The sequence below is a fragment of the Suttonella indologenes genome (assembly GCF_900460215.1).
Classification (GTDB): domain Bacteria; phylum Pseudomonadota; class Gammaproteobacteria; order Cardiobacteriales; family Cardiobacteriaceae; genus Suttonella; species Suttonella indologenes.
The window spans coordinates 146,098-157,500 of the sequence record NZ_UHIA01000004.1; the positions used below are offsets into that span (position 1 = coordinate 146,098).

The following is an 11,403-nucleotide window of genomic DNA, read 5'->3' on the forward strand; positions in this document are numbered from 1 at the left end:
ATTTGGAGGCAGTATGTCTGATGTAGAAATCTTTGATGCGGAAGTTGTTTTTACGCAAGCCGCAGCGGATAAAGTCGCCAGTTTGATGGCGGAAGAAGAGAATGATGCGCTGAAATTGCGGGTCTATGTTACCGGCGGCGGTTGTTCGGGTTTTCAGTACGGTTTTATGTTTGATGAAGCGCCGCAAGAAGGCGATGCGGTTGCTGTCACAAATGGCGTTACCTTATTGATCGATTCTATTAGTTATCCCTATTTGACAGGAGCGGAAATCGATTACCGCGAGGATGTAAAAGGTGCGCAGTTTGTGATTCGCAATCCCAATGCGCAAAGTACTTGCGGCTGCGGTTCTTCTTTTACAGCCTAAGAGCGCAATAACTGCAATAGGGCATGGGCGGTCTGTTTGCTGCGCGGCGTATTGCCGTGATGTCTTAGTAAACTCTGCAAATAAGCGGTGAGCTGCGGATGTTCCAGCAGCAGATGCTCGGCTTCTAATGCACTGACCAGCTCGTGCGCAAAGCCTTGTTTGGCGGCTTGCAACAGCAGCCAGCCTTCTTGCGCATGAATTTGATAATAAGCGGCGTGTTGTTCGCGCTCGGGAATGAGGCCGAGTTCGCGGATGAGATACCATTCCAGTTGACGTAAATGGGCATGGTTCGGGTATTGCAAGCAGGTTTGGTAAAGTCGGTAGAGTTGCGCGTCCGTTTCGGGGGCGGCGTAAAGCAGGAGTAGTTCATTAACGTATGAAGCGCTGAGCCAGTTTTTGCCGGAGATGTTGTAGCTTTGTAAGATGTCGCTTTGCCATAATTGGGCTAATTCGCTTTTTTGCTGTCCGCTGATGGCGAGTTCTCGAAACGGTGCAAAATTTTCTGTCTCGCGATGGGTTTTTTGTTTGCCAATACGGGCGATGCCGCGAATTTTTCCATGATTTAAGCTAAGTAAATCAATTAAATATTGGTTTTCTTTATAGGGGGTGCGTTTGAGGACAAAGGCGGGTTCGCGGTCAAAATGCAGCATCTGTAGAGAATTTAGTGTCGGGTTGTGTTATGATTTTTCGGTATTTTACCTGCGGGACGGCAGACTGTCATGCTCTTGATGATTGATAATTATGATTCCTTTACGTATAACTTGGTGCAGTATTTTGCAGAGCTGGGGCAGGACGTATTGGTTAAGCGTAATGATGAAACGACTGTTGCGGAAATAGAGGCTTTACAGCCGGATTATCTTGTGATTTCTCCGGGGCCTTGTACGCCGAAGGAAGCGGGTATTTCTAATGCGGTCATCCGGCATTTTGCAGGCAAAGTGCCTTTATTGGGCGTTTGTTTGGGGCATCAGTGTATGGCGGATGTCTTTGGCGGTCGGGTGAAAAGAGCAAAACAAGTGATGCATGGCAAAACTTCTTTGATTCAACACAATAATAAAGGCGTGTTTAAAGATTTGCCGATGCCTTTGCAGGTAACGCGCTATCATTCTTTAGTTGTGGAAATGCCGCAGGATTTTGAATTGACCGCTTGGTTTAATGATGCTGAGGAGCAGGTGGTTATGGGGATGCGTCATCGTCAATTGCCTCTTGAAGGCGTGCAATTTCATCCCGAGTCGTTTATGAGCGAGGCGGGATATCGGTTGTTGGCAAATTTTTTGCATGAAACAAGCGCTTTAAAAGGATAATGTATGGATAATTATGATGCAATTGTTGCCTATATGGTGCAACATAAAATCGCAACTGCAGATCAGTTGCGTGAGGCGCGTAGTAGTGCGCAGAAAAAAAGAGCGAATTTTTTACAGCAATTGCTAAGCGACGGCTTGTTATCGCCGTCGCGTTTGTCAACCATCAATCGCGAAGTATTTAATTTGCCGCAAGTGGCGTTGCGTGAAATGGACATTCGTCGCGAATTGACGGCGCAGTTTAAAGAATCGGTAGTGCGCAAGCATTTGGCGTTGCCGATGTATGCCGCGGGCGGACGTTTATTTTTAGCGACCTTTGATCCCAGCAACCGCAATATGCTGGATGAATTTAAATATCAAGGCAACTATACCTCGGTTGAGCCGATTATCGCGAATGTTGATGCGATTGAGGCCTTGATAGAAGACCATTTCGCCGGCATGGGCGGAATGGATAATCTGTTTGAAGATGAATCTGCCGAAGAGAATTTAGATGCGATTGGTGAGGCATTGGGGTCTATTGCCGGTGCCGAGGAAGAAGCGCCGGTAGTGCGTTTTGTGAATGGCATGCTGCTTGATGCGATTCGTACCGGTGCTTCCGACTTGCATTTTGAGCCTTATGAAACCAGTTATCGCGTGCGTTTTCGCCGTGACGGCGTTTTGCAAGAAGTGGCGACGCCGCCACCGAATATTGCCAACCGTATTACTGCACGTCTGAAAGTGATGGCAGATTTGGATATCGCGGAAAAACGCGTACCGCAAGATGGGCGGATAAAGTTATATGTCTCTGAAACTAAAGCAATTGACTTTCGTGTGAACTCATTGCCGACCTTGTGGGGAGAAAAGGTTGTTCTGCGTATCTTGGATAGCTCGGCGGCGAAATTAAATATTGAAATTCTAGGCTTTGAGCCTGATCAAAAACGCTATTATTTAGATGCGATTTCAAAACCGCAGGGATTGGTCTTAGTAACAGGCCCTACGGGTTCGGGTAAAACGGTTTCCCTATATACCGGTCTGAATTTATTGAATAAACAGACAGTTAATATTTCCACTGCGGAAGACCCTGTGGAAATTAACTTGCCGGGCATTAATCAGGTAAACGTTAATCCTAAAACAGGTCTTGATTTTGCTGCGGCGCTCAAAGCTTTCCTGCGTCAAGATCCGGATATCATCATGGTGGGTGAGATTCGGGATATGAGTACTGCGGAAATTGCGGTCAAAGCGGCGCAAACAGGTCACTTGGTATTATCTACTCTGCATACTAATGATGTGCCGCAAACGATTGCACGTTTGGTAAATATTGGTATCGAGCCGTATAACATTGCCGCGAGCGTGAACTTGATTATGGCGCAGCGTTTGGCGCGTCGTCTGTGTAATCATTGCAAGGTGCGCGATCGCAAACATCACCATGAAGAATTATTGAGCCTTGGTTTTGCGGAAGAAGATTTAGATGATCTGAAAATTTATGCACCGAAAGGCTGTGAACGTTGCAGTTATCAAGGCTATCGCGGACGGGCAGGTATCTACCAAGTCGTGCCGATTTCAGAAAGTCTCGGCGAATTGATTTTACAAAATGCTTCGGCGGTGGAAATCGCCGAGCAATGTCAAAAAGAAGGTTATCCCGATTTACGTCAATCGGCTTTGTTAAAAGTCAAACAAGGCATTACCAGTATTGAAGAAGTATTACGTGTTACCAGTGATTAAGCATAAGGAGTTGCACAATGGCTGCTGAAAAAAAAGAAATGATTGCCTTCCAGTGGAAAGGTAAAAATAAGCAAGGTAAAGAAATTAGTGGGGAGATGGAGGCACCAAATGAGGCGGTGTTAAAAGCTTATTTAGCGCGTCAAGGTTTGGCTAGCGTGACGGTTAAAGTCAAACCTAAACCTCTGTTCGGCGAAAATAAAGGTAAAATTAAAAGTAAAGATATCGTATTTTTTACCCGACAAATGGCAACCATGTTGCGTGCCGGTATGCCTGTGATGCGTTCCTTGCAATTAGTGGGCGAATCGATTGAGAAACCAAAACGTATGCAGGAAATGATTTTTGATATTCATGCCAGTATTGAAAATGGAGCGACTTTCGCCGAAGCATTGAAAAAATATCCTATTTATTTTGATGATTTATATACCAGTTTGGTAGCTGCGGGTGAAGAAGCAGGTATGCTTGAGCAAACCATGGATGATATTGCATTAAATTTAGAGAAATCTGAAGCAACGAAGAAAAAAGTGAAAAAAGCATTAACCTATCCTGCGATTGTTATGGTATTTGCTATTGTAGTAACTGCTGTTCTAATGATTAAAGTAGTGCCAGTTTTTGCAAATTTTTTCGAGTCTAATGGTGCACAACTTCCTGCTCCAACCCAGTTAGTTGTAAATATTTCTAATTTTATGCTTGATAAAGGTGTATTTTTGATTATTGCAATAGTCTTTTTTATTTCTAGCATTATTTTTGTGAAAAAAAGAAATAAAGCTTTTGCAGATAAGTTGAATCGATTAGCTTTTAAATTACCAATGATTGGCGGTATTATTCGTTGTGGTGCTAATGCGCGTTTTGCACGTACAATGTCTACTTTATTTAATGCAGGGGTTTCTTTAATGAAAGGACTTGCTGCTACAGCACCTGCAACAGGAAATCCTATTTATGAGAATGCGATATATGATATTAGAGATGATGTGCAAAATGGTCAGCAAATGAGTTTTGCGATGAAAAATACCGGATTGTTTCCAGCAATTGCCGTACAAATGACCGCGATTGGCGAAGAATCCGGTAATTTGGGAGAAATGCTAGGACGCGTTGGTTTATTTTATGAAGAAGAGTTGGATTGGCGGATTGATAATTTAACTCAAATGATTGAACCGATGATTATGGCTTTCCTAGCCATTGTCGTTGGCGGTTTGATGATTGCGATGTATATGCCAATATTTAGTATGGGTAGTATGTTCTAATGATATTTATCGAAATCTTAGGAACGCCGTTAGGTATTTTTCTTGTTGCATTATTAGGCTTGTTGGTTGGCAGTTTTTTAAATGTCGTGATTTATCGTATTCCTGTGATGATTGAACGCGAAGATAAATTGCTGGCTTGGGAAATTGTGCATGGAGAAGGAGAGCGGCATCCTGAGGTAGCAGAGGGGCGGTTTAATTTATTGACGCCGCCTTCTCGTTGCCCCAATTGCGGTCATCAAATTCGCGCTTGGGAAAATATCCCTGTTGTCAGTTATCTTTTGCAGGGACGCAAATGTAAGGCTTGTCGGAGACCGATCAGTTCGCGTTATGCCATTGTTGAACTATTAAGCGCCTTTGCTAGTGCGGTGATTGCTTGGCGCATTCAAGCGCCTTTGCCTTTGCTTTTTGCTTTATTATTCACTTGGGCATTGATTGCGCTGATTTTTATTGACGCGGAAACCAGTCTTTTGCCTGACCGTATCACCTTGCCTTTAATGTGGCTGGGCATTTTTGCCGCTTGGTTGGGGACGGGACATAATCAAGGTTTGTTTATTTCGCTGAGCGATAGCGTTTTAGGCGCCATGTTGGGTTATTTGTCTTTATGGTCGGTTTATTGGCTGTTTAAATTACTGACCGGGCGAGAAGGCATGGGGTATGGCGATTTTAAATTACTTGCGGCTTTGCTGGCTTGGCAAGGCGTGATTATGTTGCCGATTATCCTGATGGTGTCATCGATTTGCGGGATTGTGTTTTTCATGATTAATAAAATCGGTTTTGGCAAGCCTGCACCTTTTGGGCCCTATTTGGCGGTAGCCGGTTGGCTTACTTTCTTGTTTGGCGGTCAAATTGCCGCATTTCTTAGTTTTTTGCCTAATTAATGATTATTGGCCTTACCGGCGGCATAGCCAGCGGCAAAACGTTTTGTTCCGATTTTTTTCAGGCAAAAGGCGTTCCCTTGGTAGATGCTGATGTGATTGCGCGCGAAATTGTGCAAAAAGGCGAGCCTTTATTAGAACAATTGAAAGCTTTGCTCGGTAAAGAGGTTTTATTGTCGGATGGGCAATTGAATCGCGCTTGGTTGCGCCGGCAAATTTTTGCAGATGAATGTTTAAAAAAGCAAGTAAATGATTTAATGCATCCTCTGATTCGTGAGCGAGCGCAGCAGCAGTTGGCGGTTGCCGAATCTCAAGCGGCATGGATAATGTATAGCGTACCGCTGTTATTTGAAAATGCCTTAGAAATGATATGTCATGCGGTTATCGTTGTCGATATCTTGCCTGATTTGCAAATTTCTCGCGGCGCGATGCGAGATGGTGTAACGGAAGCGGATATTCGCCGCATTATGACGGCGCAATTATCGCGTGAGCAAAGATTAAGCCGTGCCAATTTTGTGATTGACAATAGCGGCTCGCGAGTGCAAACCCGTCTTCAGTGTGCGGATCTTTATCGACAAATTTATCAAAATTTCCTTACTGGTTGAAACCCCTCCCTTTAGGGAGGATAATCAAATTGTAAGAGGTGTAACCTCTTACAATTCAGAGCAACACACAGAGCGACGCTTTATGTGTCGCTCTGTGTGTTGAAACATCTTCTGTGAGTGTTTTATGAGTCAAGTGATTGTGATTATTGCGGCGATGCAGCCTGAGTTGGCGTATTTGCAACATTCTTTGCAGGAAGGGCAAAGTCTGGAGCTACTGGGGCAGAAATGTTATCGCGGCAAATTGGCGGGGCGTGAGGTGGTATTGGCTTTATCCGGTATCGGTAAGGTAAATGCTGCTTTAACGACAGCCGCTTTGCTGACGCATTTTCAGGTGCAGGCGGTGATTAATACCGGTAGTGCCGGCGGATTGGGCGCAGCCATTCGTATCGGCGATGTGGTAATTGGCAAAGAAACGGCGCATCATGATGTTGATGTGAGCGCATTTGGCTATGTGCATGGGCAGGTGCCGCAATTGCCTGCGCGCTTTATTGCGGCAAGTGATTTACTCAATGCGGTAACGCAGGCGGCAGGGGTTTTTGCCAGTACGGTACATGCGGGCTTAATTGTTTCAGGCGATCAATTTGTACATGGTGAAGTGCAGACAGCAGCGATTCGCGCGCATTTTCCCGATGTGGCGGCTTGTGAAATGGAGGCGGCGGCGATTGCGCAAGTCTGTCATCAAGCCGGCGTTCCTTTTGTGGTGATTCGAGCCATTTCGGATCATGCCGATGAGCAGGCCGAGCAAAGTTTTGATGAGTTCATTGCTTTGGCGGGGCGGCAATCCGCGCAGATGGTCGAACGTTTATTAGCCTTGCTACCCTAACAAGAGGTCATGCACAGGCATTTTGGGCTTTGTCATAATAGCAGCAGTTTTTACTAGGGAAATCTATGCAAGATAGTTTAGCCTTTCAGCTAGAACCGCAAGATCAGCGGCGTTTGGCGGAATTATGCGGACAGATGCAGCAACATATCACGTTGATTGAAAGTCAATTGAAGGTGGAAATCGCTAATCGCGGACATTTGTTTCAGATTAGCGGCGATGAGGGGCGCGTCCGCCAAGCGCGTTTTGTGATTGAGCAGCTGTATCAGAAAACAGGCGCGGACGTGCTTAATCAAGACGATGTGCATTTGGCTTTGCGAGATGCAGGTGCAACCTTGGCGCACGATGTGCAATCTCATGGCGCCGGCAAAGATATTCGAATTGAAACCAAGCGCGGCACGATTACCGGGCGCGGCGATAATCAGCGCCGCTATCTCAAACGAATTTTCGAGCATGCGGTGAATTTCGGCATCGGTCCGGCGGGAACCGGCAAAACCTATTTGGCGGTAGCGGCGGCGGTGGCTTATTTGGCGGAAGACAAAGTCCGCAAAGTGATTTTAGTGCGTCCTGCGGTAGAGGCGGGGGAGCGCTTGGGATTTCTGCCGGGCGATATGACGCAAAAAGTCGATCCTTATTTGCGTCCTTTATACGATGCGCTGAATGATATGTTGGGTGCGGAGCGTGTCTTGAAGCTGATGGAGCGCGGTGTGATTGAAATCGCACCGCTGGCATTTATGCGCGGACGCACGCTGAATGACGCCTTTATTATTTTAGACGAGGCGCAAAATACGACTGTAGAGCAGATGAAAATGTTTCTAACCCGACAAGGTTTCGGTTCTACTTCCGTTATCACGGGTGACCCGACGCAAATGGATTTGCCGCGCGGCGTCACGAGCGGATTGCGGCATGCGCAGCGCGTCTTAAGAGCGGTCGAGGGAATTTCTTTTACTCAGTTTGAAGCGACTGATGTGGTGCGCCATCCTTTGGTGCAGCGGATTATCGAAGCCTATGAAAGCCATCAGCAGCAAGAAAGACAGATCGAGTATGAATAAGATGTTGCTGGATTATCAGATAGAAGACATACCGCAGGATTGGTCGTTTCCTGCACAGAACGATGTACAGCATTGGCTGGATAGCGCCCTGAAGACCTTGGCGATTGAGGAAGCCTTGGAGTTAACCTTGCGTTTGGTCGATAAGGTAGAGATGTCTGCTTTGAATCGCGATTATCGCGGCAAAGATTATCCGACTAATGTTCTGTCTTTCCCGATGGAATGGGAAGTACCGGAAAGCCCGCGTCTTTTAGGCGATATTGTGATTGCGGTAGAAGTCGTGAATGAAGAAGCGCAGCAGCAAAATAAAATGCCGCAGGCACATTGGGCGCATATGTGCATACACGGGCTTTTGCATCTTTTAGGTTATGACCATATCGAAGAGGCGGAAGCCGAAATCATGGAGAATGCCGAGCGGCAGGTTTTAGCGGCTTTGGGCTTTTCCGATCCTTACACAGAATTGGAGGACTAATGGCCGGCAGTTTTTTTGCCTTATTTGACGATATCGCTTCGGTTTTAGACGATATCGCTACCATGACTAAAGTGGCGACGCGCAAAACCGCAGGTATTTTAGGCGATGATTTGGCGGTTAATGCCAATCAGGTCAGCGGTTTGGCGGCGGATCGGGAATTGCCTGTCGTATGGGCGGTAACAAAAGGTTCTCTGCTGAATAAAGTTATTTTAGTGCCGCTTGCCTTATTGCTTAGCGCCTTTTTTTCTGCCGCAATTGATTATGTCCTGCTGATCGGCGGGGCGTATTTATGTTTTGAAGGGGCGGAAAAAGTCTGGGAATGGCTCTTCCATCGCAAAGAGAAAGCGGCACATCAAGAGGAGCGGCTAGCTGCGGTGGCAGCGGATGTGGATTTGCTTGCTTTGGAAAAAGAGAAAATCCGCGGCGCGATTCGTACCGATTTCATTTTGTCTGCGGAAATTGTCGTCATTGCTTTAGGCGCGCTGACGGAAATGACGCAATCGTTTATGGAATTGGTTTTTTCCCTATCTTTTATCGCCTTGTTGCTGACTTTCGGCGTTTACGGCTTGGTCGCGCTGATTGTCAAAATGGACGATATCGGCGCGAAGTGGACGCAGGGAGAACAAGGTATCTTGCATACGATTGGGCGCGGCTTATTATGGATTGCGCCGAAGATTTTACGTTCATTAAGCGTGATCGGCACGATTGCGATGCTGGCGGTCGGCGGAACGATTTGGGCGGAACATTTACCGCCGCTGACGGCTTATCTGCATCCGCTGATAGAGAATATTCAGCATAGTGTCGGCGGCATCGGTGTGTATGCTTTTGAAATTTTGGTGGGCTTGATAGTCGGCTTGATTGTGCTGACTTGCGTCGCGCCTTTTCATGGCAAAAAGAAACCTGCTCATTGAGCAGGTTCGGTGTTTATTTGGGTAAGGAATAACGTTTTTTCTCGGGGTTGCTGCGGTAAATGACGGCAATATGTCCGATTTTTTGTACAAATTCCGCTTGCTGTATGCGGCAAATATCCTCGATAATCGCGGCTTGCTCTTCATCAGGCAATTGACCGAGTTTGATTTTAACGAGTTCATGGCTGTCCAGCGCAAGATTGATTTCTTTTTGCACGGCATCGCTTAAGCCATTGGTGCCAATCATGACAATCGGATGCAGATGATGGGCTTCGGATTTTAAAAATCGGATTTGGGTTTTGCTTAACATAGCATTATCCTAGTATGTTTTAACGAAAGACAAGAATAGCAGAATTTAGACGTGGCACGCAGTAAATCTAGTGGAAATTGGTTAAAAGAACATCATAGCGATCCTTATGTATTAAAAGCGCGCGAGGAAGGTTATCGCTCGCGGGCGGTATATAAACTGAAAGAAATTCAAGAGCGCGACAAATTGATTCGCAGCGGCATGGTGGTGGTGGAATTGGGCGCCGCCCCCGGCGGTTGGTCGCAATATGTAGCAGGTTTGATTGGCAGCAAAGGGCGTATGATTGCCTTGGATATTTTGCCGATGGATAGTCTGGCGGACGTGACTTTCATACAGGGCGATTTCCGCGAGGAAGCGGTGCTAAATGAACTGTTGGCGACCATTGGCGATCAGGCTGTGGATTTGATTATTTCCGATATGGCCCCAAATATGAGCGGTGTAAAATCTACCGATCAGGCGAAGAGCATGTATTTGGCGGAGTTGGCGCTAGATTTCGTCCGTCAGCGTTTGGCAATGGGCGGCGATTTTTTGACGAAAGTTTTTCACGGTCCTGGGTTTGACAATTATTTTCGGGAGCTGAAAACGGATTTTAAAACGGTATTGACGCGCAAACCCGAGGCATCGCGTGCGCGCAGTCAGGAAACTTATTTATTGGCCCGCGGTTTTCGCGGTACGCAGATTTCATAGGAAAGAGGTGATATTTTGAACGAGAAAAACAAATCGATATTAATTTGGGGCGGATTGATTCTGCTGTTCGTGGTGTTGATTAGCGAGGTGGGTAAATTCGGCTCTCCTTCACAGTCGCGTACGGTGGCGTATTCGCAATTTTTAGATCGCGTCTATAACGGCGAAATTCGTTCCGCTGACATTAATATGCAGACAATGGTGATTGAATTCGTTGATAATTCTGGCAACCGCTATTTCACGAATAATCCTGAAATCAATACCAGCGCTTTAGTCGGGGACTTGCGCGCCAATAACGTCATGATTAGCAGCGAACCAATCAAACAGGAAAGTCTACTCAGCCGTATTTTGATTAATCTGCTGCCCTTGGTGTTGTTTATCGGTTTGTTTATTTTTATCTCGCGTCAAATGCAAGGTGGCGGTAAAGGCGGAGCTTTTTCTTTCGGCAAAAGTCGCGCCAAATTGATTCCCGAAGATAAAATTAAAGTAACCTTTGCCGATGTGGCGGGTGCCGATGAGGCAAAGCAAGATACGTATGAAATGGTCGAGTTTTTACGAGATCCAAGCAAATTCAGTAAACTAGGCGGAAAAATTCCGCGCGGCGTATTGATGGTAGGGCCGCCGGGGACGGGGAAAACCTTGCTTGCGCGCGCGATTGCCGGCGAAGCAAAAGTACCGTTCTTTACTATTTCGGGTTCGGATTTTGTGGAAATGTTTGTGGGCGTCGGCGCTTCGCGCGTGCGTGATATGTTCGAAGAAGCGAAAAAACATGCACCTTGCATTATTTTCATCGATGAAATTGATGCTGTCGGTCGTCAGCGCGGTGCGGGTTTAGGCGGCGGACATGACGAACGCGAGCAAACTTTGAACCAATTGCTGGTAGAAATGGATGGTTTTGAAGGCAATGAAGGTGTGATTGTCATTGCGGCGACTAACCGCCCTGATGTTTTAGACCCTGCCTTATTGCGTCCGGGACGTTTTGACCGCCAAGTTACCGTCGGTCTGCCTGATCTGAAAGGACGCGAGCAGATTTTGAAAGTGCATATGCGTAAAAAGCCCATTGATGACAATGTGATTGC

14 protein-coding genes (1 of these 14 only partly in view) are annotated in these 11,403 nt (G+C 46.4%); 12 read left to right on the plus strand and 2 right to left on the minus strand.

The features are described from left to right. Positions 1–13 precede the first annotated feature (13 nt). On the plus strand, positions 14–364 hold the full coding sequence (erpA, locus tag DYC63_RS04690) for an iron-sulfur cluster insertion protein ErpA (RefSeq protein ID WP_115218184.1): 351 nt from the start codon (positions 14–16) through the stop codon (positions 362–364). On the opposite strand, the gene recO is transcribed toward erpA, so the two are convergent. Next, on the minus strand, positions 361–1,014 hold the full coding sequence (gene recO, locus DYC63_RS04695; RefSeq protein WP_115218185.1) for a DNA repair protein RecO: 654 nt from the start codon (positions 1,012–1,014) through the stop codon (positions 361–363). The genes erpA and recO overlap by 4 nt on opposite strands. 69 nt (positions 1,015–1,083) lie before the next feature. Here recO and DYC63_RS04700 point away from each other — a divergent pair, with 69 nt between their 5' ends. The 9 genes from DYC63_RS04700 to DYC63_RS04740 all read left to right on the plus strand — a co-directional run bounded on the left by DYC63_RS04700 (position 1,084) and on the right by DYC63_RS04740 (position 9,336). Then, on the plus strand, positions 1,084–1,665 hold the full coding sequence (locus DYC63_RS04700; RefSeq protein ID WP_115218186.1) for an anthranilate synthase component II: 582 nt from the start codon (positions 1,084–1,086) through the stop codon (positions 1,663–1,665). A gap of 3 nt (positions 1,666–1,668) precedes the next feature. Further along, positions 1,669–3,363: a type IV-A pilus assembly ATPase PilB gene (gene pilB, locus DYC63_RS04705; RefSeq protein WP_115218187.1), complete on the plus strand. Its 1,695-nt coding sequence runs from the start codon at positions 1,669–1,671 to the stop codon at positions 3,361–3,363. 17 nt (positions 3,364–3,380) lie between these two features. Continuing rightward, positions 3,381–4,604 carry a type II secretion system F family protein gene (locus DYC63_RS04710; RefSeq protein ID WP_115218188.1) on the plus strand — a complete coding sequence of 408 codons (1,224 nt, stop codon included), beginning with the start codon at positions 3,381–3,383 and terminating at the stop codon, positions 4,602–4,604. Next, positions 4,604–5,482 (plus strand): prepilin peptidase, encoded by an 879-nt coding sequence (locus tag DYC63_RS04715; RefSeq protein WP_115218189.1) that lies wholly within the window; start codon positions 4,604–4,606, stop codon positions 5,480–5,482. Before DYC63_RS04710 ends, DYC63_RS04715 begins: the two co-directional genes overlap by 1 nt. Continuing rightward, positions 5,482–6,084 carry a dephospho-CoA kinase gene (gene coaE / locus DYC63_RS04720; RefSeq protein ID WP_115218190.1) on the plus strand — a complete coding sequence of 201 codons (603 nt, stop codon included), beginning with the start codon at positions 5,482–5,484 and terminating at the stop codon, positions 6,082–6,084. The genes DYC63_RS04715 and coaE overlap by 1 nt, the downstream gene beginning before the upstream one ends. A 124-nt stretch (positions 6,085–6,208) precedes the next feature. Beyond that, complete coding sequence (locus tag DYC63_RS04725) at positions 6,209–6,907, plus strand: 5'-methylthioadenosine/adenosylhomocysteine nucleosidase (RefSeq protein WP_115218191.1); 699 nt, start codon at positions 6,209–6,211, stop codon at positions 6,905–6,907. A 65-nt stretch (positions 6,908–6,972) separates the two neighbouring features. Continuing rightward, positions 6,973–7,956: a PhoH family protein gene (locus DYC63_RS04730; RefSeq protein WP_115218192.1), complete on the plus strand. Its 984-nt coding sequence runs from the start codon at positions 6,973–6,975 to the stop codon at positions 7,954–7,956. Then, complete coding sequence (gene ybeY / locus DYC63_RS04735) at positions 7,949–8,425, plus strand: rRNA maturation RNase YbeY (protein WP_115218193.1); 477 nt, start codon at positions 7,949–7,951, stop codon at positions 8,423–8,425. Before DYC63_RS04730 ends, ybeY begins: the two co-directional genes overlap by 8 nt. After that, complete coding sequence (locus tag DYC63_RS04740) at positions 8,425–9,336, plus strand: DUF808 domain-containing protein (RefSeq protein ID WP_115218194.1); 912 nt, start codon at positions 8,425–8,427, stop codon at positions 9,334–9,336. Before ybeY ends, DYC63_RS04740 begins: the two co-directional genes overlap by 1 nt. Positions 9,337–9,349: 13 nt before the next feature. Here DYC63_RS04740 and yhbY read toward each other — a convergent pair whose 3' ends face one another. Further along, positions 9,350–9,643, minus strand: coding sequence for a ribosome assembly RNA-binding protein YhbY (gene yhbY, locus DYC63_RS04745; protein WP_115218195.1), 294 nt, complete (start codon positions 9,641–9,643; stop codon positions 9,350–9,352). Between the two features lie 51 nt (positions 9,644–9,694). Between yhbY and rlmE the strand changes: the two genes are divergently transcribed. Both rlmE and ftsH read left to right on the plus strand, forming a co-directional pair. After that, entirely contained in the window at positions 9,695–10,327 is a 633-nt protein-coding gene (gene rlmE, locus DYC63_RS04750; protein ID WP_115218196.1) for a 23S rRNA (uridine(2552)-2'-O)-methyltransferase RlmE, read from the plus strand. Positions 10,328–10,342: 15 nt separating this feature from the next. Further along, positions 10,343–11,403, plus strand: the 5' portion of a protein-coding gene (gene ftsH / locus DYC63_RS04755; protein ID WP_115218197.1) for an ATP-dependent zinc metalloprotease FtsH. It continues 889 nt past the right edge of the window; 1,061 of the gene's 1,950 nt are visible here — the first part of the coding sequence; its start codon is at positions 10,343–10,345; its stop codon lies off the right edge, out of view.